27 protein-coding genes are annotated in these 26,939 nt (G+C 39.7%); 21 read left to right on the forward strand and 6 right to left on the reverse strand.

The window, feature by feature from the left end:
* Positions 1–133 precede the first annotated feature (133 nt).
* A complete protein-coding gene (locus KTHG_RS02465) occupies positions 134–319 on the reverse strand; it encodes a YlaF family protein (protein WP_020189342.1) in 186 nt (61 codons plus the stop codon).
* Positions 320–503: 184 nt separating this feature from the next.
* Between KTHG_RS02465 and typA the strand changes: the two genes are divergently transcribed.
* Positions 504–2,348: a translational GTPase TypA gene (typA, locus tag KTHG_RS02470; RefSeq protein ID WP_020189343.1), complete on the forward strand. Its 1,845-nt coding sequence runs from the start codon at positions 504–506 to the stop codon at positions 2,346–2,348.
* A gap of 197 nt (positions 2,349–2,545) precedes the next feature.
* Here typA and KTHG_RS02475 read toward each other — a convergent pair whose 3' ends face one another.
* Positions 2,546–2,749: a YlaI family protein gene (locus KTHG_RS02475; RefSeq protein ID WP_020189344.1), complete on the reverse strand. Its 204-nt coding sequence runs from the start codon at positions 2,747–2,749 to the stop codon at positions 2,546–2,548.
* An 11-nt stretch (positions 2,750–2,760) separates the two neighbouring features.
* Positions 2,761–3,252 (reverse strand): hypothetical protein, encoded by a 492-nt coding sequence (locus KTHG_RS02480; RefSeq protein WP_020189345.1) that lies wholly within the window; start codon positions 3,250–3,252, stop codon positions 2,761–2,763.
* 176 nt (positions 3,253–3,428) lie between these two features.
* Here KTHG_RS02480 and KTHG_RS02485 point away from each other — a divergent pair, with 176 nt between their 5' ends.
* The 7 genes from KTHG_RS02485 (at position 3,429) to KTHG_RS02515 (ending at position 12,138) form a co-directional block, all read left to right on the forward strand.
* Entirely contained in the window at positions 3,429–3,710 is a 282-nt protein-coding gene (locus KTHG_RS02485; RefSeq protein ID WP_010286615.1) for an Fpa/YlaN family protein, read from the forward strand.
* Positions 3,711–3,773: 63 nt separating this feature from the next.
* Positions 3,774–4,949 (forward strand): putative lipid II flippase FtsW, encoded by a 1,176-nt coding sequence (gene ftsW, locus KTHG_RS02490; protein ID WP_020189346.1) that lies wholly within the window; start codon positions 3,774–3,776, stop codon positions 4,947–4,949.
* 13 nt (positions 4,950–4,962) lie between these two features.
* Positions 4,963–8,400, forward strand: coding sequence for a pyruvate carboxylase (pyc, locus tag KTHG_RS02495; protein WP_020189347.1), 3,438 nt, complete (start codon positions 4,963–4,965; stop codon positions 8,398–8,400).
* Positions 8,401–8,541: 141 nt separating this feature from the next.
* Entirely contained in the window at positions 8,542–9,003 is a 462-nt protein-coding gene (locus KTHG_RS02500; RefSeq protein ID WP_020189348.1) for a DUF420 domain-containing protein, read from the forward strand.
* A 69-nt stretch (positions 9,004–9,072) separates the two neighbouring features.
* On the forward strand, positions 9,073–10,140 hold the full coding sequence (locus KTHG_RS02505; RefSeq protein WP_255512326.1) for a CAP domain-containing protein: 1,068 nt from the start codon (positions 9,073–9,075) through the stop codon (positions 10,138–10,140).
* Between the two features lie 36 nt (positions 10,141–10,176).
* Positions 10,177–10,626 (forward strand): YlbF/YmcA family competence regulator, encoded by a 450-nt coding sequence (locus KTHG_RS02510; RefSeq protein WP_020189350.1) that lies wholly within the window; start codon positions 10,177–10,179, stop codon positions 10,624–10,626.
* Between the two features lie 156 nt (positions 10,627–10,782).
* Entirely contained in the window at positions 10,783–12,138 is a 1,356-nt protein-coding gene (locus KTHG_RS02515) for a diguanylate cyclase domain-containing protein (protein WP_020189351.1), read from the forward strand.
* A gap of 65 nt (positions 12,139–12,203) precedes the next feature.
* Here the strand turns inward: KTHG_RS02515 and KTHG_RS02520 are convergent, their stop codons facing one another.
* On the reverse strand, positions 12,204–13,109 hold the full coding sequence (locus KTHG_RS02520; RefSeq protein ID WP_020189352.1) for a glycerophosphodiester phosphodiesterase family protein: 906 nt from the start codon (positions 13,107–13,109) through the stop codon (positions 12,204–12,206).
* 134 nt (positions 13,110–13,243) lie between these two features.
* Between KTHG_RS02520 and KTHG_RS02525 the strand changes: the two genes are divergently transcribed.
* Positions 13,244–13,516 carry a YlbG family protein gene (locus tag KTHG_RS02525; protein ID WP_020189353.1) on the forward strand — a complete coding sequence of 91 codons (273 nt, stop codon included), beginning with the start codon at positions 13,244–13,246 and terminating at the stop codon, positions 13,514–13,516.
* A gap of 187 nt (positions 13,517–13,703) precedes the next feature.
* On the opposite strand, the gene KTHG_RS02530 is transcribed toward KTHG_RS02525, so the two are convergent.
* On the reverse strand, positions 13,704–14,093 hold the full coding sequence (locus tag KTHG_RS02530; protein ID WP_020189354.1) for a DUF7147 family protein: 390 nt from the start codon (positions 14,091–14,093) through the stop codon (positions 13,704–13,706).
* 54 nt (positions 14,094–14,147) lie between these two features.
* Between KTHG_RS02530 and KTHG_RS02535 the strand changes: the two genes are divergently transcribed.
* The 4 genes from KTHG_RS02535 to KTHG_RS02550 all read left to right on the forward strand — a co-directional run bounded on the left by KTHG_RS02535 (position 14,148) and on the right by KTHG_RS02550 (position 17,814).
* Positions 14,148–15,578 carry a hypothetical protein gene (locus tag KTHG_RS02535; RefSeq protein ID WP_020189355.1) on the forward strand — a complete coding sequence of 477 codons (1,431 nt, stop codon included), beginning with the start codon at positions 14,148–14,150 and terminating at the stop codon, positions 15,576–15,578.
* Positions 15,579–15,593: 15 nt separating this feature from the next.
* Complete coding sequence (rsmD, locus tag KTHG_RS02540) at positions 15,594–16,157, forward strand: 16S rRNA (guanine(966)-N(2))-methyltransferase RsmD (protein WP_020189356.1); 564 nt, start codon at positions 15,594–15,596, stop codon at positions 16,155–16,157.
* Position 16,158: 1 nt separating this feature from the next.
* Positions 16,159–16,647: a pantetheine-phosphate adenylyltransferase gene (gene coaD, locus KTHG_RS02545; protein WP_020189357.1), complete on the forward strand. Its 489-nt coding sequence runs from the start codon at positions 16,159–16,161 to the stop codon at positions 16,645–16,647.
* A gap of 114 nt (positions 16,648–16,761) precedes the next feature.
* The gene (locus KTHG_RS02550) at positions 16,762–17,814 is read left to right on the forward strand and encodes a SepM family pheromone-processing serine protease (RefSeq protein WP_020189358.1); all 1,053 of its coding nucleotides are present in this window, start codon (positions 16,762–16,764) and stop codon (positions 17,812–17,814) included.
* 143 nt (positions 17,815–17,957) lie between these two features.
* Here the strand turns inward: KTHG_RS02550 and KTHG_RS02555 are convergent, their stop codons facing one another.
* Entirely contained in the window at positions 17,958–19,136 is a 1,179-nt protein-coding gene (locus KTHG_RS02555; RefSeq protein WP_020189359.1) for a nucleotidyltransferase, read from the reverse strand.
* Between the two features lie 129 nt (positions 19,137–19,265).
* Between KTHG_RS02555 and KTHG_RS02560 the strand changes: the two genes are divergently transcribed.
* From KTHG_RS02560 to KTHG_RS02595, 8 genes are all read left to right on the forward strand, one after another.
* A complete protein-coding gene (locus tag KTHG_RS02560) occupies positions 19,266–19,796 on the forward strand; it encodes a YceD family protein (RefSeq protein ID WP_020189360.1) in 531 nt (176 codons plus the stop codon).
* A 23-nt stretch (positions 19,797–19,819) separates the two neighbouring features.
* On the forward strand, positions 19,820–19,993 hold the full coding sequence (gene rpmF / locus KTHG_RS02565) for a 50S ribosomal protein L32 (RefSeq protein WP_020189361.1): 174 nt from the start codon (positions 19,820–19,822) through the stop codon (positions 19,991–19,993).
* A gap of 253 nt (positions 19,994–20,246) precedes the next feature.
* Positions 20,247–21,017, forward strand: coding sequence for an enoyl-CoA hydratase/isomerase family protein (locus KTHG_RS02570; protein WP_020189362.1), 771 nt, complete (start codon positions 20,247–20,249; stop codon positions 21,015–21,017).
* Positions 21,018–21,157: 140 nt separating this feature from the next.
* A complete protein-coding gene (locus KTHG_RS02575) occupies positions 21,158–21,523 on the forward strand; it encodes a DUF3397 family protein (protein ID WP_020189363.1) in 366 nt (121 codons plus the stop codon).
* Between the two features lie 80 nt (positions 21,524–21,603).
* Complete coding sequence (gene bshC, locus KTHG_RS02580) at positions 21,604–23,202, forward strand: bacillithiol biosynthesis cysteine-adding enzyme BshC (protein ID WP_020189364.1); 1,599 nt, start codon at positions 21,604–21,606, stop codon at positions 23,200–23,202.
* Positions 23,203–23,602: 400 nt separating this feature from the next.
* Complete coding sequence (gene rsmH / locus KTHG_RS02585) at positions 23,603–24,541, forward strand: 16S rRNA (cytosine(1402)-N(4))-methyltransferase RsmH (protein WP_020189365.1); 939 nt, start codon at positions 23,603–23,605, stop codon at positions 24,539–24,541.
* A 15-nt stretch (positions 24,542–24,556) separates the two neighbouring features.
* Complete coding sequence (gene ftsL2 / locus KTHG_RS02590; RefSeq protein WP_020189366.1) at positions 24,557–24,949, forward strand: cell division protein FtsL; 393 nt, start codon at positions 24,557–24,559, stop codon at positions 24,947–24,949.
* Positions 24,946–26,939, forward strand: a 1,994-nt coding sequence (locus KTHG_RS02595) for a penicillin-binding transpeptidase domain-containing protein (protein WP_020189367.1), incomplete at its 3' end; no start/stop codon positions are given. The genes ftsL2 and KTHG_RS02595, both read left to right, overlap by 4 nt.

The following is a 26,939-nucleotide window of genomic DNA, read 5'->3' on the forward strand; positions in this document are numbered from 1 at the left end:
TTTGTAAAAAATTGAGCAACTCTATTGTATAAAAAGGCTTGTCAGTGCTACTATAAAACTTGTGAAAAATGTTGGCGACCTATAATGTATTAAAAAAATGCACATTCGCTTGAATGTGCATCTTTTTAAAAGATTATAGTAGACCGCGTTCACGGAATTTGCGTTTTAAGCTAAATGCATAACCGAACACTGCGACTACAAGCACGATGCCTAGGATAGTGCCGAAAACGCTTTTCTCGGCAACTGCGACGCCAATTGAGCACATAGAAAGAACACCTGCAAGTGCTAGGACCATCATAACTAATTTTGCTTTATTCATTATTAGTGAAACCTCCAATTGTGGATTCTTCCTTTATTGTGGAACGAAATACGTTTTTTCGCAAGGTTTTCGAATTATAATCTACAAAAAAATTGATACGAGCCATAAAAAATCGCCAAATAGAACGAGTTGTGCTATAATAACACAGTTATGGACTCGAAATAAAAAAAAGTGGAGTGGAACAATGACTAACTTACGTGAAGATTTAAGAAACATTGCAATTATTGCCCACGTCGACCATGGTAAAACAACTTTAGTCGACCAATTATTAAAACAATCAGGTACATTCCGTTCAAACGAACATGTTGAAGAACGCGCAATGGACTCTAATGATATCGAACGTGAACGTGGTATTACAATCTTAGCTAAAAATACTGCTGTACACTATGGCGATACAAAAATCAACATCCTTGATACACCTGGACACGCCGATTTCGGTGGTGAAGTAGAACGTATCTTAAAAATGGTTGATGGCGTATTACTAGTTGTCGATGCATATGAAGGTTGTATGCCTCAAACTCGTTTCGTACTGAAAAAAGCTTTAGAACAAGGCTTAACACCAATCGTAGTAGTAAACAAAGTCGATAAAGATTCAGCTCGTCCAGAAGAAGTAGTTGATGAAGTATTAGACTTATTAATCGAACTTGGCGCAGACGAAGATCAATTAGACTTCCCAGTAGTATACGCTTCAGGCGTAAACGGTACTGCATCTCTTGATCCAAACCCAGCGAACCAAGAAGAAAACATGAAATGCTTATTCGAAAAAATTATCGAACACATTCCAGCACCAGAAGATACTCGCGACGAACCATTACAATTCCAAGTAGCATTACTTGATTATAATGACTTCTTAGGCCGTATCGGTATTGGCCGTGTATTCCGCGGTAAAATCTCTGTTGGTCAATCGGTAACGCTTTCTAAATTAGATGGCACAACGAAAAACTTCCGTGTAACAAAAATCTTCGGTTTCTTCGGTTTAAAACGTGAAGAAATCCAAGAAGCTGTATCTGGTGATTTAATCGCCGTTTCAGGTATGGAAGAAATCAACGTTGGTGAAACTGTGTGTCCACAAGACCACGTAGATCCACTACCACCAATGCGTATTGACGAACCAACTCTTCAAATGACCTTCTTAGTAAATAACTCTCCATTCGCAGGTCGCGAAGGTAAATGGGTTACTTCTCGTAAAATTGAAGAACGCTTAGCTGCACAATTACAAACGGACGTATCTTTACGTGTAGATCCAACTGATTCTCCAGATGCATGGACTGTATCTGGTCGTGGTGAACTTCACCTTTCAATCTTAGTTGAAAATATGCGTCGTGAAGGTTACGAACTACAAGTTTCTAAACCAAAAGTTATCATCCGTGAAATCGACGGCGTGAAATGTGAACCAGTAGAACGCGTTCAAATTGACGTTCCTGAAGATTCACTAGGTTCAATCATTGAATCATTAAACGAACGTAAAGGTGAAATGGTTGATATGATCAACGATGGTACTGGTCAAGTTCGTTTAATCTTTATGGTACCTGCTCGTGGCTTAATCGGTTACACAACTGAATTCATGTCTCTAACTAAAGGTTTCGGTATCATCAACCACACATTCGACTCTTACAAACCAGCAGTAGCTGGCCGTGTAGGTGGCCGTCGTAACGGTGCTTTAGTTTCTATGGAAACAGGTAAAGCTACTACTTACGGTATGATGCAAATTGAAGACCGTGGTACTCTATTCTTAGAACCAGGTGCTGAAATTTACGAAGGTATGATTGTTGGTCAAAATACTCGTGACAATGATATCACTGTAAACATTACGAAAATGAAAGCTAAAACGAATGTTCGTTCTTCTAACAAAGACCAAACAAACGTTATCAAAGCGCCAAAAATCCTAACTCTTGAAGAAGCGTTAGAATTCTTAGATGAAGATGAGTACTTAGAAGTAACTCCTGAATCTATTCGTTTACGTAAACAAATCTTAAACAAAAACGAACGTGAAAAAGTTTCTAAAAAACACCGCGCGTCAGATAAATAATTTGTCTTGTTAAAAAGGGGTCTAGCAATTGCTAGACCTTTTTTGTTGCATAAAAACGAGGATGGAACAAAATACTTTATTGTCCTTTTTTTAGCGTTCGCAACGAAAAAACGGAACCGCGCCACCGCGCGATTCCGTTTTTTCTTATGCTCATATAAGAGGGTGTTGTTACACGTGTGTCACAGCCTCTTTATGCATTAAAACTCCTCTTCGACGCTATGATTCCCACGGCGGAATTCAAAATTACCTGTTTCAAGGCGTTTTAATGTTTTTTCCGTTACGCGCTCGTAGCACTCATCACACATATAGGTATGAATTGGGCGATTGCGTAACTTTTTTGCTTCCGGTGAAAAGTCCGGAATTTCATGGATTTCATCACAAATAACGCATTGTACGCGCATGTAACTTCCTCCTAACGTACGTCGATGCGAACGATTCCTTGAATTGGCTCGTTTTTACCATCGGCGTCTAAGATGTATACAGGACCATTTTCAAGCATGCTACCATCTTGGCTAAATTTGAATAGCAATGTATTCGCTTCATCTAATGAATAAACGTATTCAGTACCTTGTACATCGATAAAAGCGACTTGAGAAGCTGCTGCTTTTGGCTCTGCATTTTTTAAGAATAAGCTTACGGGCATTGCAAAAGTACCTGTACGCATTTCTTTGTGCGAATATTTTTTTTCTGTTTGTAGTGTTGGAGGGAATACGGCGCCTTCCATGATTTCGCGAGACCAGAATTTGCTCGCTTCTTTCACATATTTTTCATCGGGATCAACCTCGATATGTTCTGCTGTAAAGTATGTGTTTAAATCAAGTTTACGGTCGTCGAAAATCCATGTGCTGGCATCGAGTGTAATCGCAAAATTGACGTTTCCTGTAATTTGGATAATAGTGTCCATTGTTGTTGCCTCCTTGACATAACGTTCCACCTAACAGTATAACCTTTTTTCTAATTGTTGAGGAAAGATTTTGATTGAATCGTAAATTTGCTAGTAGATGCTTGCATTTTTCCATTGTAAAAGCTAAAATCTATATGATAGAACGATAAGAAATATCAGGTAATGGGGGCGTCCTCATGGATACAAAATCTCAAAGTTCGTATCAGGAGAAGGCATTAGAACTCCTAATTGCCGATGCGGATAAAATTGCACAACTTATTCGAGTACAAATGGAAAACTTAACAATGCCACAGTGTCCATTGTACGAGGAAGTTTTAGATACTCAAATGTTCGGCTTATCTCGAGAAATCGATTTTGCTGTTAAATTGGGTCTTTTAGAGCGCGAAAAAGGCCGTGAAATTCTTGATTCATTAGAGAAGGAATTATCGGCGTTACATGATGCGTTCACGAAGAAATAAGACGAAAAACTCAAACACTTTGTTTGAGTTTTTTTGCTTAATTGGTCAGTGAGGGTTGGTAAAATGAAAAAAATGGTAAAAAATATCTTTAAAAATTTCGATTATCCATTATTTGTTACATATACTTTGCTATGTTTGTTTGGACTTGTTATGATTTATAGTGCGAGCATGGTTTGGGCAGTTGAAAAGCTTCATGCAGCACCAAATTATTATTTTGTGCGTCAACTAATTAATCTATTGATTGCCTTCGCAGCATTTTTTGTTGTGACGGCGATTCCTTATCAGCATTATAAGAAGAAGAAGTGGTACACGATTATTTTATTCGTTACATTTGCGCTTTTACTTCTTGTAAAAGTTATTGGGGTTGCGCCAGGGAACTCGGGAGCAAAAAGTTGGATTAGTTTAGGCTTTATGAATGTTCAACCATCGGAAGTTGCAAAGCTTGCCTTTATCATTTACTTTGCTGGAATTTTAAAGCGTAAAGAAGAACAGAAATTATTAAATAGCTTCACCGCAGGCTATTTACCACCGTTTCTTGCGTTAGGGGCCGCAGTTATTCTTATTTTAGGCGAGCCTGATTTTGGTAATGGGATGATGGTACTTTGTATCGCATTGTCTGTTGTCGTAACGAGTGGTATTCGACCAAAGACTTTTTTCCGCATTGCGGCACCGTTATTTGCACTAGGGGCGATTTTTGTCGTAATGGTATTAAAATTCCCAGAACTATTTGTCAGTGGGAAGCGTATTGGTCGTATTTCTGCATTTTTAAATCCGTTTGAGGATGAGCAAAACTACGGCTATCAAATCGTTAACGGTTATTATGCCATTGGTGCAGGTGGTCTAAAAGGTGTAGGTCTTGGGAATTCCGTTCAAAAGCTCGGGTATTTGCCAGAGCCCCAAACGGATTTCATCGTACCGATTATTGCAGAAGAGCTTGGGATTATTGGCGTCATGATTGTCCTAGGTGGGTTATTCTTTTTAATCGCACGTATTTTAATCATTGGTATTCGTTCTTCAGACAGTATGGCTCGTATGATTTGCACAGGTGTGGCAACATGGATTGGCCTTCAAACATTCGTCAATATTGGCGGACTTGCAGGGCTGATTCCGTTAACAGGGGTGCCGATTCCATTCATTAGTTATGGTGGGACATCGATTCTACTGTTATCCATTGCGTTAGGTGTTGTCGCCAATATTTCAAAAAATGTAAAATCCAAGCATTTAAAACGACAAGCTTAGGGGGAATTTGTTTATGTCAATAAACAAAATTTTAGTAGCGAACCGCGGAGAGATTGCAATCCGCGTGTTCCGTGCATGTACAGAAATGAAGATACACACTGTTGCGATTTATTCACGTGAAGATAGCGGTTCTTATCACCGCTATAAAGCAGATGAAGCTTATCTCGTTGGGGATGGGAAGAAGCCGATTGATGCTTATTTAGATATAGAAGATATTTTGCGTATTGCAAAAGAGTCAGGGGCAGATGCTATTCACCCTGGCTACGGTTTTTTATCAGAAAATTTGGAATTTGCGAAGCGTTGTGAGGAAGAGGGCATTATTTTTATTGGTCCTAAGCCACAGCATTTAGATATGTTCGGTGACAAGGTAAAAGCACGCGAACAGGCTATTTTAGCGAATATTCCAGTCATTCCAGGAACGGACGGGCCAGTCGATTCACTTGATGAAGTGAAGGCGTTTGGGGAAACGCACGGCTATCCATTGATGATCAAAGCAGCACTTGGTGGCGGCGGTCGTGGGATGCGAGTAGTACATAATGCAGAGGAAGTGCAGTCAGCATATGAACGTGCGAAGTCAGAAGCAAAAGCAGCGTTCGGTTCTGATGAAGTGTACGTTGAAAAATTCGTTGATAAACCAAAGCATATTGAGGTGCAAATTTTAGGGGATACACACGGGAATCTTGTGCATCTTTATGAGCGTGATTGCTCGATTCAACGTCGTCACCAAAAGGTCGTTGAAATTGCACCATCAAATGCATTATCAGCAGAGCTACGTGGTCGCATTTGTGATGCTGCCGTAAAATTAATGAAAAATGTTGCATACGTTAATGCTGGTACGGTCGAGTTTTTAGTAGCAGACGATGCATTTTACTTTATTGAAGTAAATCCACGTGTGCAAGTAGAGCATACAATTACCGAGATGGTGACAGGTATTGATATTGTGCACGCACAAATTAATATCGCAGCAGGTCATACCTTACATGATGAGATAACAAATATTCCATTACAGGAAAATATTCCATTAGATGGCTTTGCGATTCAATCACGTATTACGACGGAAGACCCGGCAAATGATTTCATGCCTGATACCGGCCGGTTAAGTGTCTATCGTTCAAGTGGTGGCTTTGGGGTACGTTTGGATGCCGGTAATGGCTTCCAGGGTGCAGTCATTTCGCCGCACTATGATTCATTGCTTGTGAAGTTATGTACGTGGGGCAATACATTTGAGGAATCGGCTCAAAAAATGGATCGTAACTTACAGGAATTCCGTATTCGTGGTGTGAAAACGAATATTCCATTCCTTGAAAATGTCGTGCGTCATAAGGACTTCATTAGTGGTGACTTTAATACGAGCTTTATCGATGCCAATCCAGAGCTATTAAAATTCCGTGTGCCGCGTGACCGTGGTACGAAATTACTGAGCTATATTGGTAATGTAACGGTAAACGGCTTCCCAGGTATCGAATCACAAACGAAGCCGATTTATCCGAAGCCACATAAGCCGGATTTAAAAGTGTATCAGTCAATTCCAGCGGGTACGAAGCAAATTTTAGATGAACGTGGCCCAGAAGGTTTAGCAAAATGGATTACTGAGCAAGACGATGTGCTATTAACGGATACGACAATGCGTGATGCCCATCAATCACTACTTGCGACGCGTGTTCGTTCACATGATATGTACGAGATTGCAGACGCCACAGCGAAAATTATGGGGGGCGATTTCTTCTCACTTGAAATGTGGGGTGGCGCAACATTTGACGTGGCGTATCGCTTCTTAAAAGAGGACCCGTGGCAGCGTCTACGCTTCCTACGTCAGTTGATTCCTAATACATTATTCCAAATGCTTCTACGCGGTGCCAATGCAGTCGGTTACACGAACTACCCAGATAGCGTCATTAAAGAGTTCGTTCGTGAGGCAGCAAAAGAGGGCATTGATGTGTTCCGTATTTTCGATAGCCTAAACTGGTTACCAGGGATGCAAGTAGCGATTGATGCGGCGCGTGATGCAGGAAAAGTCGCAGAGGCAACACTATGCTATGCAGGTGATATTTTAGATGATAGCCGTTCAAAATATACGCTAGCATACTACAAGAAAATGGCGAAAGAATTAGAAAATGCTGGTGCCAATATTATCGCGATTAAAGATATGGCGGGTCTTTTAAAACCGAATGCAGCTTATGCGCTTGTAAGTGAATTAAAAGAGGCGACAGACCTTCCAATTCACCTGCATACGCATGATACGAGTGGCAATGGGATTTACTTATATGCGAAGGCCATTGAAGCGGGTGTCGATATTATCGATACGGCTGTCGGCTCGATGTCAGGCTTAACTTCTCAACCGAGTGCGAACAGCTTATACTACGCATTAAAAGGCAGTGAGCGTAATCTTCGTATGGATATTGATGGTGTCGAAAAAATTTCATACTACTGGGAAGATATTCGTAAATACTATAAAGATTTCGAAAGTGGCATGAATAGTCCACATTCAGAAATTTATGTGCATGAGATGCCAGGTGGCCAGTATTCAAATCTTCAACAGCAGGCAAAAGGTGTAGGTCTTGGCGACCGCTGGGAAGAAGTGAAAACGATGTATTCACGCGTCAACATGCTATTTGGTGACATCATTAAAGTAACGCCTTCATCAAAAGTTGTTGGAGATATGGCGCTATTCATGGTACAAAATGATTTGGATGAGCAAACAGTGATTACGCGCGGGGAAACATTAAGCTTCCCGGATTCTGTGATTGAGTTCTTCCAAGGCTATTTAGGTCAGCCATATGGTGGTTTCCCGAAAGAACTTCAAAAAGTTGTCTTAAAAGATCGTGAAGCGATTACAGTACGCCCAGGTGAATTACTAGAAGATATTGATATCGAGGCACGTCGTAATGAATTAAGCAAAAAATACGACCGCATGATGACGACGCAGGATGCACTTGCTCATGTGTTATATCCGAAAGTATTTGAAGAATATATGAAGACATTTGATTTATTTGAAAATGTCTCTGTACTTGACACGCCGACGTTTTTACATGGTTTACGTCTAGGCGAAGAAATCGAAGTTGTGATTGAAAAAGGGAAAACATTAATTATTAAATTAGTGGCGATTGGGGAGCCACAGCATAATGGTACGCGTGTCGTGTACTTTGAGCTGAACGGTCAGCCACGTGAAATTACAGTACAAGATTTAACGGTGGAAGTATCAGGTGATGCGAAGCGTAAAACAGATCCGACAGATGCCAATCAAATCGGGGCGACGATGCCAGGGACTGTTCTAAAAGTAGTTGTGTCAAAAGGCAGCCCAGTAAAACGCGGGGAGCATTTACTAATTACAGAAGCGATGAAAATGGAAACGACGGTTCAGGCGCCAAAAGATGGTACGATTAAAGAAATTTACGTAGCAGCAGGCGATGCGATTTCAACAGGTGATTTACTAATTGAAATGGAAGATTAGCCGTTTCTAAAGCGAGGGCAGGTCTAAATGGCTGTCCTCGTTTTTTTGTTCACGATTTATCCATGCCATTTTCTGGGGAGTATTGTTATAATGGGGAAGAATTAATCGACAGTTCTATTAATAGATAAGGAGTTCGAACGCATGAATTTACCTATTTTACCGACGATTAGTACTTTCTTTATCGTGCTAAGTGCAGTATTGATTGCAATTGGTTGGATTTTAATTAAACAACGTAAAATTGAAGCACATAAAAAAGTAATGATCGCAGGTGCTATCGCAGCACTAACATTCTTTATTATTTATGCATCACGTACAATTTTCATTGGCAATACAGCGTTTGGTGGCCCAGATGAATTGAAAAAATACTATACAACATTCCTTGTATTCCATATCATTTTAGCAACATCTGGTGGGGTATTTGGCCTTGTCACATTGTGGCTTGGCTTTAAGGAAAACTACAAGAAACACCGTAAAATCGGTCCTGTAACAAGCATCATTTGGTTCTTCACAGCGATTACAGGGGTTATTGTTTACTTATTACTCTATGTATTTTACGAAGGCGGCGTAACAACGTCTGTATTTAAAGCGATTCTAAATCCATAATAAAAAATCCAAAGCGTATCAAGCGTTTTGGATTTTTTTCGTCTTGAGCTATAATGAAAAGTACTATAGATGATGGAGAGAAATGATTTGAAAGCATTGTATAAAATTTTATTTGTATTTGCGATTTTACTCGTCGTATTTTTTTATACGAATACGCCAGTAAAAGAAAATGAAGTATTGAAGTCACCGAATAAAACCTATCCTGAGCAGACGGCACCGCAGACGAATAATGATGTGATGCCTCGTCCGAAAACAGGGTTTTCAACATATGTCGGAAAAAAGGTCAGTGAGTTTGAAGAGAAATACGGTAAGCCCGACCGTAAGGCACCCTCTGCATATGGCTTTAAATGGTGGGTGTACAATCAAAAAGACCAGCAGTATTTATTAGTTGGTGTGGAAAAAGGGAAAGTTGTGCAAGTATTTTTAACGGGTGAACAAGTGGATGCGGCCCCATTTGAAGTTGGTCAAACGATTGAAGATTTATATCGTAATACAATTACAGATACTGAGGTGCATGTGAAAATTGACGATAGCACGTACACATTTATGCTGAGTGAAGCCGATTTATATACGCGTCTACTCGTGATGTATGATGGTGTCTATGCACAGCTCTTCTTTGATGGTATTGAAGGAGAGCTTGAGGCGGTCCGCTATTTAGATGGCAAAACGCTTGTGAAAATGCAACCGTATGATATGACCTATGTTGGCGATATGTTAGAGCCAAAAACGCCATCATCATTTGTACAACAAAAAATCAATGAAGAAAATGCGCTGCAACTAGCAGAGCTTACGAATATTTTTAGAACACATCATGGGTTACCGACGCTCACATTTGATGAGCAGGTGAATACGCTTGCGGCTAGCCAAAGTAGTCTTTTTGCACGTGGTGATGGCGAAGAGGATGTAGGGCTTAAACAAAATTTAAAAAATGCAGGTATCGAATTTGACGGTGCTGCTGAAAATGCAGCAGAGGATTATGTCGATGCACCGGAAGCAATTCATAGTTTTATGAATTCAGATAAGCACCGTACGACAATGCTAGATGAAGCCTTTACGGTACTTGGTACAGGAACATATGCAAAAAATTATGTACAAATTTTTATTGAATCGAGCAAATCTGCGAGCGATTCTGAGTAAGATTTGCTATGATAAACAAGCTAGGAGGGAATGCGTATGATGATGACATCTGAATGGGCGATGATCCTTGATGAAGTCGATGATTTAAGCTCGATGTTGCGCCAGTCAGAAGCCTACGAGGAAGTACAGCGTGCACATAAAGCCGTCTATAGTGACGCAGCGCTTGTAGCACAGATTGACGCATTCAATCACATGAAAGAGCAGTATGAGGAAGTGCAACGCTTTGGCAAATATCATCCAGACTATCAAACAGTTATGAAAGATATTCGCCGGATGAAGCGTGAATTAGATATGGATGACCGCATAGGAACACTTCGCATTGCCGAAAATAGTTATCAAGATTTAGTGGATGAAGTGACGTTGATTATTGCCAAAACGGTTTCGGAATCGGTGAAAGTACCAGTCAGCAATCCGTTTTTCGCAAAAGAATCAGGTTGCTCAACAGGTGGCTGTGGCAGCGGTGGTAGCTGTTCATGTAGTGCTTAATAAAAAGAAGGAGAAGTTAAACATTTGAGTAACTTCTCTTTTTTTAATGAGAAAAATGTCGATAATCTTTTTCTTTTTATAAGAAGGCATTTATTGCCACTACCGGGTTAGTTTGATAGAATAAATAGGAAATAAGGATAAATTAGGTGGAGAATTATGGACAAAGAGGAATTCAAAGAACTCGTCCGAACATTGGATGCACTAATGGCTGAGGCTAAATATATTGAATATTTAGAACTATGTGAGCCGGTTATTGATATCGGTTTGGAACTTCAACTGTTTGAAGAAATCATGCTCATTATGCGTCACATCTCGGAATGCTATTATCAACTTGGCCATGTCGATATTGCCATCGAAAAGCTTGCCCCATTAAAAAAATTAGTAGATGAATATGGCTCAAAAGCAGATTATATTAATTTTCTAAATTTATCGTTCATTTATTGGGATGAGACAACGGATAAAGAGTATGCTGGAACATTTCTTTACGAAGCATTACCTTTAGTGCGACAAGAAAATGACAAGCCGTTATTACGTAAAATATTGAACAACTTGACGGCCTTTAATATTATGCAAGGTCATTTTGAAAAAGCAGAAGAGTACGCACTTGAAACGCAACAATTATTGAAAGAAGAATTTTCAACTGGCGTGACAACAGCAGTAACAGAATATATATCACCGACAATTAATTACGCAATGATTTTAGAACATCAAAATCGTTTAGAAGAATGCGAAAAAGTTATTCAACAAGGCTTTGAGATTTTACCCGCAACACGTCTGATTTCAAAATTAAATTTAATGTTTACATTAAGTAAGGTTCGTAAAAAACAACAGCGTCTAGAAGACCAATTAGCAATCTTACTAGAAGCGCGAGATATTTCTTTGCAACATACGTTTACGGTCAATAGTATTGAAATTTTAAAGGAATTAATTAAAATTTATAAGGCAAATGATGATTTTGAACAAATTATTATGACGCAAGCAATGTATATTGACGTACTCGAAAAATCACAGAAGCATGCATGGAAATCTCACTTAATTCAAAATGAACGCTTAAATAGTCTTCATATAGATTATCGTACGTCGATAGATCCGTTGACGAAAATACATAATCGAAAATATTTTGAGCGCTCCTATTATGGCTATTTAAAAGGCGAGCAACATTTATTTTGTTATATAAATATTGTAGCATTTGAACGATATAAAGAGGCACATGGTCATTTAGCGGGTGATGATGTACTAAAAACATTAGCGAAACGTGTGAGTGATGTCTTTGTAGCACACGGTGGGTTATTCGCACGTTATGAAAAAGATTTATTTTGTGGTGTAGTATCAGGTGATGCCGCAATGAATCAACAATTAGTAACGCAGGTGCAGCAAATTTTAGTGCAAATGTCTGTCCGTATTGTCGCTAGCGCAATTTGCTTTAAAAAGCGCGATGGGCTCGTGCTAACGAACTTAATTGAGCAAGCAAAAAGTCATTTAACAGATGCAACACACATGACTATTGTGTAAAAGGAAAGCCTCTTCAAAGAATTTTGTCTTTGAAGAGGCTTTTTATTAATAGAAAATTATTCGTTTTAGGCTTCGTTAATAATTTGCATCGCAATATCAGGACGGTCTGTTACGATACCACGTGCGCCGCGATTAATTAATTCTTTCATTTCAAGTGGATCATTGATTGTCCAGTAATGTGCTGGAATATTTAATTGGTCTAAGAAATGAATGAAACTCTTTGTATCAAGCGCGATGACGTTACCAAAATGGCGTGGGATTTGGAAGACATCGACTTTAGGATTGTATAGATGCTTGAATTGACTTGTGAATGCTGTATAAGCTTTTGTCACTTCGTTTTTACCAGCGCCAAGTGCTACGCTGTTTTGTGCATATAAATTGAAGCGGTCAATTTGTTCATCATGGAAGCTTGTAATAACAACGCGTTCCTTTGCATCACATTCTTCTAATAAGCGCCATAGTTTTGACGGCATCAGACCACCTTCATATGTATCAGGTGCATCTTTCATATCGATATTGATAAATAGTGATGGGAATGCAGTAAATAATTCTTTTAATGTGACGATACGCTCTGGCGTGTCACGATAAGCGAATTGTCCTTCTAAATCAACGAATTGATGGCCGAAGTTAAGCTCTTGCAGTTGTGCAAGGGTCATGTCTGCAATACGGCCACTACCTTCACTTGTACGGTCTACATATTCATCGTGAAAAACGACGATTTCTTCATCTTTCGTTAAGCGAATATCGATTTCAAAACCATCTACGCCAAGTGCTGCGGCATTTTTAAAGGCAGCCATCGTTTGCTCAGGTGCTAAATGAGAGCCCCCACGATGTGCTAATACAATTGGACGATCATATTCAAGTGCTGTTTTACTGTCACGACGTTGTGGTGTGGCGATAGCTTTTGTACTTGCCCAAGCGGCGGCACCTGCTGCTGCGATTGCTACGGCGATTTTTGTTTTTTTACCCATAAATAAATCCTCCTCCAAGTTTGCAGACTACTTTTGTTCATTATACTCGAAAGATAGGACTCCTGTCAGCCTTCGCAGGTTGCGGAGAAAATTCACGCTATGGTATGCTTTGAATTAGAAATGAGGGGATTTTCGTGAGAGAGAGACAAGGGCTAATCGTTTATGTACATCATTTAAAACAAGCGAAGTCTTTACGACGTTACGGACACGTACATTACATATCACGTCGTCAAAAATATGTTGTGCTTTATTGTGATATGGACAATATTGAGGCTGTTACGAATAAATTAACACGCTTACCATTCGTTAAAAAAATAGTGCCATCTTTCCGTCCATTTGTAAAAACAGAGTATGAAAATGCAAAACCAGATAAAGCAAAAGAATATGATTATAAAGCTGGTTTATAAATTATTATAAAAATGATAAAAAAAGACGGATAGCTGTCGATAATAATGCAAATAGGCTTTTTAGTCTATAAAATGCAACTGCGCGTATAATCCTTTTATCCTTAATTGAAGGATTTAGACCGGGATAAAATAAAAACCGCGCCAAAAGCGCGGTTTTATTTTCTATACGAATGCATGTAGCAAAAAATTAACCTAGGTTTGGAATGTAATGGTACAGACGTAGCAACCCGATTAAATATTGATAATAAAGTGTTGTTTCTACATAGGCAGAAGAGTGTTTAACTTCTAATGTGATCAATATTTTATTAGCAGCTTCAATGCCTTCTTTGAAAAGGTCATAGCGCTGTGATGTTTTTTCAGCATTGTAAGGGATTCCTTCGCGACAAATATAGATTGGCATAAATTTGCTGTCACCAACTGGTTTCATTGCAACTGCAAATGATGCTACTTTTTTGCCGTCTTTTTCGGAAACGAAGACGAAGGTATTGTGAATGCGCTCTTGATTTGTTTTCATAATTTCTAACATTTCATACAGATCGCCATAACCTTGTCCTAATTCAATAAAGCGTTCGATCATTATAAATACACATCCTTTCCTATAAATATTATCATGATGCAGGGGGATTAGCACATGAAAAAAGTAGCCATTATTTTATTTGCATTATTGGTATTTGTAAATGGCATTATGCTGACGTTTCAATATCACGTCTATTCGGATAAGCTCGATGATGTCGCACAGTCCTTTCGTTATAACCAGGTGATTGATGTGACATACCAAGGAAATAAATTAGTCATCAAGCAAACCTTTACAAATTTACCAAAGTCGCCTGTATCGATTTCCTGGCCTAAACATGCTAGCACCGGCAAAAAATGTGTGAAAGATGCAGCAGGAGATGCTGTGAATTGTGAGCGTCTTGATAAGACGATGACACAATTTAAAAAAGGAGAATCAGCGACACAGCAAATTCAATATACGATTCCACTAAAAAAAGGCATGACATCTGAAAAGTTATTAACGAATATTTTCGCGACGTTAAAGCGTGGTATTGTGATGCAAACGCAAGTCCATATTACGGATGAGAAGCGTATCGGGGGTCAATGGTTTACAGGTTTACCCAATATTGCAACGAAAAAGATGACATTAATTGATTATTCGTATTTTAGCGGAAAGGGTGCCGTTTATGAGCTGTACTGGCAAAAAAAATCGATGAAAAAAGCCTTTACAAGCGATGAAGTGACGATTTATGGTCGTGGTATCGTGACCGAGAAGATGCAAAAAGCACTTAGCAATACAGCCATGAATAATTCGAATCATTTAGATATTATTCAAACAAATAATTTACAAGATGGTTACCGAATTTTATTTGTGAAAAACATTACAGACATGCGCTTAGCTGAGCAAATTGCGGTCAATCAAGTGAAGCAGAACTATACGTTTACCGGCACATCGTGGTTACCGGCAGTTGTTGCATCGTTTTTAACGGGTGATAAGTACGGGGACCAAAAGACGAAGGAAATGGTGACAACATTAGATGACTTCATGACAGATGCGCAGAAAAATACGTGGAAAAATGGTTTAGAAAGTTTAGAAGGCGAAAAGATTTCGACATCGAAGCTTGATAAGCTACTTGGCCAAACATTAGACTCTGCGACGAGTTATTTCACGATGAATGCCCAGTCAAAAAAGGTTGCGCCACTGTTGTTTGAGGATAGTCGAACGATTTATGTCAACAAAGTCGAACAAAAAAATATGCAAGTTATTTTAAAAGATGGTCGCGTGTTATATGCTGCAGAGGCATTATTTGATACACTAGGGTATACAGCGAAGAAGGGTAAGAACGGTTATTATGTGAGCAATAAATCACAACATTATCGCTTCCCGATGTCGTCTGCATTTTATGTATATAACAACAAGCGCTACGACATTGCCTCACAACCATTTGAGGTAATTAACGGTCATTATTATATCGAAGAAACTTGGCTACTACGTCTATTTGGAGCAGATATTCAAAAGGCAGACAAGCGAATTGATATTACGATTTCCGATGACGCGCTGAAATAATGAGGGATCAAATTTATGAGAGTAATCGCAGGAGAACGCAAAGGTATGCCGTTAAAAGCTGTCAACGGCAATACAACGCGTCCAACAACAGATAAAGTAAAAGAATCACTATTTAACATTTTAGGTCCATTTTTTGATGGCGGTACGGTGCTAGACCTATTTGCTGGTAGCGGTGGTTTAGGCATCGAGGCATTAAGCCGTGGTATGGATAAAGCCATCTTTATCGAAAAAGATAGCAAAGCCTACCAAAACTTAAAAGAAAATATTGAGAAATGCCGCTATGAGGATGTCACAGAAGCGTATCGTAATGATGCAACACGCGCTTTAAAACTCCTAATTAAACGTGAAATCCAAGCCGATTTAATCTTTTTAGACCCACCTTACGCAAAGCATAGCTATTACAAAATGGTCGAGGACATTATTGCAAACAATGTCGTGACAAAAGATGGTATTATAGTGTGTGAACACGATAATCAACTCGTTTTGCCAGACCAAATGGCGACGTTTACGAAATATCGTGAAGAAAAATACGGTAGTACGATTATTTCGTTTTATCGCTTAGAGGAAGAAGGGGAATAGGTTGGAGAAAATTGCAGTTGTACCTGGAAGTTTTGATCCGGTCACAAACGGCCACTTAGATATTATTAAACGAGCAGCAGAAGTATTTGATATTGTCTATGTTGCGGTATTAAACAATTCATCAAAAAAACCGCTTTTCACAGTGGATGAGCGTATGGCGTTAATTGGTGAAGTGACAAAGGAGATTCCGAATGTACGCATTGAACAATCGGCGGGGTTACTTGTAGATTATGCACAAAGCAAAAATGCAAGTGCGATTGTGAGGGGTTTACGCGCAGTATCTGATTTTGAGTATGAAATGCAAATTACATCAATGAACCGATTCTTAGATAAACATATCGAGACATTTTTCATTATGACAAAGAATGAGTACTCATTCTTAAGCTCAAGCATTGTCAAAGAGGTGGCGCAGTACGGTGGGAATATCCATGGGCTTGTGCCACAAATTATTGAAGATGCACTTCTTGAAAAATTCAACATAACGAAATAAAGCGATGAGGCTACTGCTGTGAACGTGGTAGTCTTTTTTGTTGTAGAAAAGTATGAAAAAGCGGTAACATAATGACAGATTAGACGTCTTACACGACAGAGAGGGGGCCATCAAATGAATAAAAAACGTTTTTTCGCGTGGCTTGTAGTCATTGCGATTTTGGCATTTGGCTTTATGTACCCACTACATTATTACATCATGAAGCCGGGAAATGCCTATGAGTTATCAGATTATGTAAAAGTAGAGAACGGCGATGAGCCGGGCCCTGGTAAGTTAAATATGATGACCGTATCGATGGCAGTTGCAACACCGTTTACATATGTGTATGCCAAACTGAATGATACGCAGGAAATCATGACAGAAAAAGAAGTGCTTGGCGATAATGAATCCAATAAGGAATACAATGAACGTCAGCTCCATTTAATGAGCGATTCCCAGTTTAATGCGAAGTATGTTGCTTTTAAAGAAACAGGAAAAGATTATGAAGTGAATTATGATGGCATTTACGTGGCATCGGTCGTTAAAAAAGGTGCCGCAGATGGTATTTTAGAAGTTGGCGATGAAGTGATGAAAATCGACCATAAAAAATTAGTGAAAAGTGGCGAGTTATCGGATTACATTGCGAAAAAAGACAAAGGTGACCAGGTGAAGTTAACTTTTAAGCGTGATGGTAAAATAATGAAAAAGAATGTTACATTAAAAGAAATTCCGGATGCGGATGGTCGCATTGGGGTCGGCATTTCGTTTACAGATAGTAAATCCATTACGACAAATCCAAAAGTAAAAATCGATTCTGAGAGCATTGGGGGTCCATCGGCTGGCCTGATGTTTACACTTGAAATTATCGATCAATTAACACCTGGTGACTTAGCGAAAGGGCATGATATCGCAGGGACGGGCTCGATGAATGAGGATGGCACGGTTGGTCGCATCGGTGGCATCGATAAAAAAGTCATTGCGGCAGATAAAGCGGGCGCTGATATTTTCTTTGCACCAGATGATGATATTTCGGTGTATAAAAAAGTCGCACCAAAGCTTAAAATCGAATCAAATTACGATGAAGCAAAAGCAGAAGCCGAAAAAATTAATACGGACATGAAAATTGTTCCGGTGAAAACGGCTGCGGATGCACTTAACTATTTAAAAAATTTAAAAGAAGCTAATTAAAAAGAGACTCGGACAAAACATATCATTTTCTTTTTGCCGCGTTCGCAGCGAAAAACCGGAACCGCACTAAAACGCGGTTCCGGTTTTTCTTATGCTCATAGGAGCGGTTTTTTTACACGTATATCAAAGCCTCTTTAACATCGTTAAATTCGAATGGGTGGACGTCTAAAATCTTCACCCGGTGCGCGCTGTTGTGCAAGGCAATATAAATCTGTTGCCTTACAATCTTGCGAAAGCATCGGATCATCAAACGCGGCAACGCGGCTGACAAGTGGTAACGTAAATTCTTTTTTATGTGCTGAAATATAACGCTGACCATTTTCCGTCATGCCGAGTAGGCGAATGTAGTGTGGCATACTTGCCTCGACTAGCTGTGCTTTCGTAAAGCCGGTGTAAATATGTGTGAGCATCCGTTGTAGGCGCGTCCATGTGTAGCGCTTTGATTTAATACGTGTCATAAACTGCGTAAAGGTGTCGCTTGTGCGCGCAGCTTTTTGCAATAAATATTCAATGCCCTCTGTGACCTCGGCATGGGCCGCGATTTCAGAAGGACTTAAACGCAGTAGCATATAACGCAGCGTAGGATAAAGAACATCCCAGTTCATAAGCGTTGCCTGCTGTAATAATGAAAAATTACCGGCCGGCATAAATGCTTCGACATCTTGTAAGCTGCCGTCAAAAACAGCTTCTCGAATGCCTGTAGCGCTTTGAATCGTCGTGCCGGCTAAAATATGATCGTGATAGCCCGATGCAATACGTGGAATGGTCACGGCTTGCATGGCACTTTTTTGTTTAAAAATTTGTTCGACATAGTGATAGCCTAAAATATTATTTGGCTGTGTCAAATCGGCAAATGAACCGTTATTTTTTGTGGTCATTTGGCTGTAGGCTGAATTTAAGGCTTTAGGATAGCTTAGACCGCTTTTGACGGCGTGCTGTACATTTTTCTGGAAAGTGGCATTGTCGCCCTCTATCGCGTCGTAAGTGGCTAAAAAAGGCTCGATTTGCCCTTGTTCGCTACCAAATGCCAGGGCACGACATTTTAAGGCCGCTAAAAGTGCCACGCCACCTTTTGCAAAATCGACTGCTGGTGCTGTCGCAAACGCATAGGGCAATTCAACGACGATATCTGCGCCATTTTGAAGCGCCATTTCTGTTCGTAGCCACTTGTCTGCAAAGCTTGGTTCGCCACGTTGTAAAAAGTGGCCACTCATCACGGCAATTACGATATCTGCATCTGTTAAATTACGCGATTGTTTGATATGATGTAGGTGCCCGTTATGAAAAGGGTTATATTCAACAATTATACCTGTTGCATTCATAGAATCACTCCGTTTATACTAACTATTAATGATTATAAGCCGACTTTGAGAGTAGTGACAAGAAAATATCTTGACATCTATTTATTCACATTATATAATCAATTTTGTTGTCTTGAGGTGATAATATATATGAAATGGGCAATCCCACAATTATCGAAATATCGCCAAAGCGGGATGCCAGTGAACGCTGATGTTCAACTGGATAGCGTAATGGAACGCAATAGCGACATTCGCGCAATTGCTCCTGTACATGTCGAAGGTTTAGCGATTTTCGGTTCAGAGCAAATGAATTGTCATTTTCGCGTGACGACGACGCTAACGCTTCCTTGTACGCGAACTTGGGAAGACGTCATTTACCCAATCGACATCGACATGGTGGAAATTTTCCGCTGGGGAGATATGGCTGGTCATGATGAACAAGATAATATTCACCCTGTAGAGGGCGATGTTATCCATGTCGACCCTGTATTGGAAGAACTAATTTTATTAGAGATTCCAATGCAAGTGTATAAGGAAGATGCACAAATTATGAATCCGAAAAACGATCATTGGTCGATTATGTCGGAAGAAGATTTGACTCGTCAGAAACAAAATGACGAAAAAAAAGTAGATCCAAGATTAGCTAATTTAGCTAAATTTTTTGATCAAACAGATGAATAAGAATCTGTAAGGAGGTGCCATTCATGGCTGTACCATTTAGAAGAACTTCTAAAACTGCGAAACGTCAACGTCGTACGCACATCAAATTAGCTGTACCGGGTATGGTAGCTTGCCCTAACTGTGGCGAACTAAAACTTGCTCACCACGTATGTAAAGCTTGTGGTTCATACAAAGGTAAAGAAGTTATCAGCAAATAATTTCAGTTTTCAACTGAGAGAGACCGCTAGAGAGACCATGGCTCTTTGGCGGCCTTTTTAATATCGGGTCTGAACCGGTAATTCATGGAAAAAATCTAGTTTCACACACACATAAAAGAGCGTAGTATCTGTTAATCGGTACTACGTTCTTTTTTTATCATAGGACGTAAAAATTTTCCACTATTGCCAACTTTCTTATTAAATTGCTATCATACAGGTATGTTTCCGAAAAAATAAACAAAGGGTGATAGAGATGACAAAGGGGTATTTTTTTGAGGAAGTAGATGGCGTTTTAACGTTTACAATTGACCGTCCAGAACGTCGTAATGCAATTAATGATGACGTGATGGATGGCTTCCGTGAAGTAATTGATTATGTACATACACATGATACAGTACGTTTTTTAGTCATTACAGGCACGGGAGACCGCGCATTTTGCTCAGGTGGGGATTTATCTGAGTTTCATACGCTGACGACGGCAGAACAAGCGTCAAGCATGTTGTCGAAGATGGCAGAACTATTATATGAATGGGCGACACTTCCTGTACCGACAATCGCATTAATTAATGGCACGGCAGTAGGAGGCGGCTGTGAAATTGCTACAGCTTGTGATTTCCGTCTCGTGGCTGCCGAAGCGAAATGTGGCTTTATTCAAGGGACACTCGCCATTACGACCGGTTGGGGTGGCGGAACGTACTTATTTGAGCGCGGGCTGCGTCATGACCGCGCACTCAAAATGCTAGTAGATGCGAAAACATATCCTGCACAGCAACTATATGATATTGGCTGGGCAATGCGCGTCTTTGAGGGGGAGCCTCGAAATGCTCTTGAAGAATTTATTGAGGATATGCGCAAAGTGGAGCCAGGTGTCCATAAGGCGTACAAAGAGATGGAGATTCGTAAGTGGAAAAATGCCGGACTTTATACACGTATTCAACAAGAGGTGGCCACATGTTCACTACTTTGGGAGCAAGAGCCGCATTTAGCAGCAGTCGATCGTTTTCTATCAAAAAACAAAAAATAATGCATGATTTTAAACGAAGATTTCTCGTGTTTTAGCAAGAGAGGTCTTCGTTTTTTTATGTTGTAAAATTGAATTCGATTTGCATTTTAGCTTCAAACATTATTATACTTGCATAAGGTAAAAAAAGGGGGGTGGATGGAATGGGCATATTGTCGACAATTTTTGAATTATGCGCCCAATTTCCATGGGGCATCTTTTTAATCGTTTTTCTGTTTATGAAACTAATCAAAAAAGGCCATCGCGCATTTGGTGCAGCAGCAGATATTACAACATTTGTGTTGCTTTTTTCCATACCGCAGCTCGCAAAAAATTATTTTGATGTCGATTTAGGTGTTCTCACATGGATTGTTGCTGTTGTGTTGTTAATGCTTATGACAACGCTTGAATGGCGCATGAAAGAAGAACTGAAATTTTTAGGCGTATTAAAGCGCACTTGGCGCATCGTCTTTTTATTATATAGCTTTATCTATATTGTGTTATGGGTCATGCATTTGTTTATGCCGTAAGCACATTTATATATTTCACAAAGTAGGAAATGATATACTGCTACTAGGAGTGAAACATTCGAAGAGGAGTAAGAGCGACTATGAGATTGGAACAAGTTGAGTTAAAGGCAACAAACCCTTTATTAAATAGTTATCAACAACAAGGGGATGTAGCAGCCTTTTTCCATTATGAGCAAACACAAGAAGCGTTTGAACAACGTCTGAATGATTTAAAAAATCATCCCGTGCGTCGTCAGGAGTTAGCCGACATTATTCGCGACTTTATGGCGCCATATGGCTTATCACCAAAAGATGAGCAACATTTAAAAGAATTAGAAGAGAATGCGGTAGCCGTTGTTGGTGGACAGCAAGCTGGGTTATTAACAGGACCGCTTTATTCTGTACATAAAGCGATTACGGTCATCGTCTTAGCTAATGAGCAGCGTGAAAAACTCGGTGTACCTGTTGTACCAGTCTTTTGGATTGCTGGGGAAGATCATGATATCGATGAAATTAACCATACATTCACAAGCACATTACATAAAGTGAATTTTGGTGAAAAAACGAAGCATAAAAAACAGGCATCGTATACCGTGCTTGACCGCGTGGCATTAACGGAATGGGTGAAAGAAATTTTTGCATCCTTTGGTGAAACAGCGTACACGAAAGATTTATTAGCGAGCGTGTTAGCGGAAGTTGAGCAAACAACGACATTTACAGACTTCTTTGTACGCTTAATGCACGGGTTATTTAAAGAGTATGGCTTATTAATGCTGGATGCGGCGGATGAAAAGCTACGCGCATACGAAGCACCCTATTTTGAACGATTAATCGACCATTCAGAAGAAATCGCCAAAGTTGTTACAGCGCGTGAAACGCATTTAGTCGAACTTGGCTATCCAATGCCAATCGGTGCTACAGAAGATGCGGCAAACTTATTTTACACAGAGGACGGTGCACGCTACTTATTAGTGCGTAAGGATGGTAAGTTTTTAAATCATGCGGCGAATGTTCACTTCACAGTAGATGAAATGAAACAACAAGCAGCGGCGGGCCACTTCAGTAATAATGTAGTGACACGTCCAATGATGCAAGATATGGTGCTTCCAGTACTATCATTTGTTGGGGGACCTGGTGAGCTTGCTTATTGGTCAACGCTGAAAGAGGGCTTTGAGACATTAGGTATGAAAGTACCGGTATTCACACCACGTTTAAATATTACGATGGTAACATCACATACACAGGCGCTACTTGAGGATTTGCAGTTAACGGTGAAAGATGCGTTAGAAGGAAAAGTAGACGACTTACGCGAAAGCTTTAAAGCGCAAGTATATGACAAAGAAGCACAGCAAACGCTTGAAACAACAAAACGTTTAATTGAAAAACAATATGCGGAATTGCATGAGCATTTAATTGCGAATGATTTACATGTCAATACGCTCGTTGATAAAAACTTAAACTTCCATAAGTCACAGCTTGATTTTATGATGCGTAAAATTGAGCAGGAAGTATTGATGAAACATGATGTGGCGATGCGTCGCTTTGGAGATGTCGAACGGGACTTATTACCACTTGGAGGCTTCCAGGAACGTACGTATACACCGTATCCATATTTAAATGACTATGGTATGACATTAGTAGATGATTTACTGACATTACCGTATACAATTGATGGTCGTCATCAAATTGTTTATTTATAACACTAAAAAAGATGCTTTGATAGCATCTTTTTTTAATTTTTAACGTCCTAAAATGCATAAAAGCATAATATTAATTACTTTTTTAAGGTATCAATGTGAAATTTATCATATTATAATCTTTTAATAGGGATTAAATGCTTATTTTTTTGGAATTTTGCACAATTATACAGGATTTTGTAGAGTAAAAACGATGAATGTGGTACATTTACTGTATAAAGTGGGATAGTTTATAGGGTTAACGGTATATTTTTTCAAAATAGCTTTTGAAAATAGGGCTATTGGGGAATATACTGCTGTACGATGTTTCACTTATTCATTATACGCGTTTACTTTTTCAGTACGTGCGGTACTAGGTTAGTAAACGCGTATAATAAGATATTTTGATTTTGGAGGACTTAAGATGTTCAATCACACAACCGTATTATTAAAAGAAACAGTCGATGGTTTGAACATTCGTCCTGATGGCATTTATGTAGATTGTACGCTCGGCGGCGCTGGACACAGTGAATATCTCGTAAGTCAGCTGTCGGACGAAGGTAGGTTAATTTGTTTTGACCAAGACCAAATTGCAATCGACAATGCAAAAGAAAGACTAGCACCATATTTAGACCGCGTGACTTTTGTGCACTCAAACTTCCGCTATATTCAGCAGGAATTATCAGCACTAGGTATCACAACGGTTGATGGCATTCTATATGACTTAGGGGTATCTTCACCACAACTTGATGTGGCGGAGCGCGGCTTTAGTTATCACCAAGATGCGCCACTAGATATGCGTATGGACCAAACCGCTGCACTCACAGCATTCCACGTCGTAAACAACTGGGAGTATTCAGATCTTGTTCGTATTTTCTATCGTTATGGCGAAGAAAAATTTTCAAAACAAATTGCTCGTAAAATTGAGGAAGCGCGTGCAAAAGCGCCAATCGAAACGACAAGCCAACTTGTTGAACTAATTAAAGATGGTATTCCAGCAGCAGCTCGCCGTAAAGGTGGGCACCCGGCAAAACGCGTATTCCAAGCAATCCGTATTGCCGTAAATGATGAGCTAGGGGCAGCCGAGGATTCATTACAACAAGCACTTGATTTAATCGATGTTGAGGGCCGCGTGAGTGTGATTACATTCCACTCATTAGAGGACCGTTTATGTAAAACATTGTTTAAAGAAAAATCGTCGCTACCAGATTTACCACCAGGTTTACCGGTTATTCCGGAGCATTTAAAACCAGACTTTAAATTGGTAACGCGCAAACCGATTTTACCAAGTGATGAAGAATTAGAAGAAAACAATCGCTCACGTTCAGCGAAATTACGTATTATCGAACGTATTAAAGCTTAGAGAGGAGTCGTTTAGATGGCATTAGCAAAACCAAAGCAGGATTACATACAACAACCGTATATTGAACAACAACCAGATTTTAATCCTACCCCACAACCGAAGAAAAAGCCTCAGACCCGTCGTAAAATTTCAATTTTCAAATGGTCAAAAGCAGAAAAGTTGAGTTTTGTAGTGATGATGAGTATTATTGCTATTTTTGCTGTGATGAATTTAAACACTCTATCGTCAATCCAATCGACGTCTGTAAAGATGAGTCAAACAGAAAAGAAAATTGACTCGATTAAATTAGAAAATAGCGAATTATCAAATGAGGTAAGTAGCTTATCGACACCGGAGCGCATTATGAAGAAGGCAAAAGCTTTAGGCTTAACATCTGATTCGAAAGTGAAGGTAGTGTCAGGAGAATGACAAAACGTAAACGACAAAGTGTATTCGGAAATCGATGGGGAGCCTTTTTAATGCTAGGCATTTTTGGGCTCCTTTTTCTATTGATGTTTGTAAGGATTGCCTTAATCCAAGCGACAGGTTCAGCGGAAGGCCGTGATTTGGCCGCCTCGGTAGCGAAAAAACATACAAAGCAGGAAAATTTATCTGCGACACGCGGAAAGATTATGGACCGTAATGGCTCGATTATTGCGGAAGATGAACAACGCTATAAAATGTATGCCATTATTACGCCCGAGATTTCAAAAGATTTAAAAGAAGATTATCACGTCGTAGATGTCGATAAGACAGCACGCGTGCTTTCAAAATATATTGATTTATCGCCAGCTGAAATTCGTGAAATTATTGTGAAGGCTCAAAAGGCTGATCGATATCAAGTTGAGTTTAATAAGGCAGGACGCAATCTGCCGAATAGTGTAAAAAAGAAAATTGAAGCAGAAGAGTTACCAGGCATTAATTTCGAGACGCAACTTGTGCGCTTTTATCCGAATGGCATTTTCGCATCCAATTTAGTAGGGATTGTCAAGGAAGAGGAAGTTCGTGATAAAGAGACACAGTTATTTACACGTAAAGTAAGTGGAGAGATGGGCATTGAACGAACGTACAACGATGAATTATCGGGTACGAACGGAAAACTTGAATATGAAAGTGACTTCTGGGGTCGTTTATTACCGATGAAGGATGAAACAATCGTACCGGCCAAAGACGGTCAAAATATTTATCTAACGCTTGATAAAATGATTCAAAGCTTTTTAGAAGATTCCATGTCAGAGGTGCAGAAGAAATACAATCCTGAATCGATGATGGCCATTGTAGCCGATCCTAAAACAGGTCGTATTTTAGCGATGTCACAGCGCCCAACGTTTAACTTGAAAACGCGTGAAGGCTTAGAAAATAGCTGGGCGAACTATTTAACAGAACAAACGATTGAACCGGGCTCGACAATGAAAACTTTTACGCTTGCAACAGCAATCGAAAATGGTAACTGGGAGCCAAATGCCACATTCCAATCAGGTCAATACAAAGTGTATGATGCGACGATTCGTGATAGTAATCAGCGTGGCTGGGGTCGCATTACTTATTTAGAAGGGATTCAACGCTCTTCAAATGTAGGGATGGCGAACTTACTAAAACGAATTGGTCCTGAAAAATTTATGGATTCATTGAAAACATTTGGTTTTGGTACGAAGACAGGAATTGATTTACCTGGTGAAGTGTCGGGTAAATTGTTAAATCAATACCCAATCAATGTTGTCACAACGGCCTATGGTCAAGGGTCAACGGTGACGCCAATTCAAATGATTCAAGCCTATTCAGCCATTGCGAATGATGGCAAAATGATGCAGCCGTATGTCATTGAAAAAATTGTCGACCCTAACACTGGTAAAACGGTTGAGCAACATGAACCGACTGTTAAAGGCCAGCCAATTTCAGCAGAAACGGCTAAAGAAGTACGTGAGACATTAGCAACAACCGTTACATCCGAACACGGAACGGCTCAAAAATTTGCAAGTGAAGATTATACAGTAACCGGTAAAACGGGTACCGCACAAATTCCTAAAGCGGGTGGCGGCTATTCATGGGGGAAAAATCAATTCCTGTATTCCTTCTTAGGTAGTGCCCCGGCAGATGATCCAGAACTAGTGATGTACATTGCTGTTAAGAAACCGAAGCTCGGCGAAAAATATGTTGGCTCAGATCCAACGTCAGAAGTATTTAATTCCGTCATGGACCGTAGTTTAAAATATTTAAATGTTGAGCCGGAAGAAGTAGAACGTGCAGAGGATGTAGAAGTGAGCGACTATGTAGCATTAGGCGTTGAAGATGCGACACAGGAATTAGCAGCTCAAAAATTAACACCAATTATACTCGGTGAGAATGGTACGCAAATTGTGCAACAATATCCAGAAAAAGGCGAAATAGTATTAGAGGGTGCACGTCTGTTCTTGAAAAC

The sequence above is a fragment of the Kurthia sp. Dielmo genome, from assembly GCF_000307285.2.
GTDB lineage: Bacteria > Bacillota > Bacilli > Bacillales_A > Planococcaceae > Kurthia > Kurthia populi.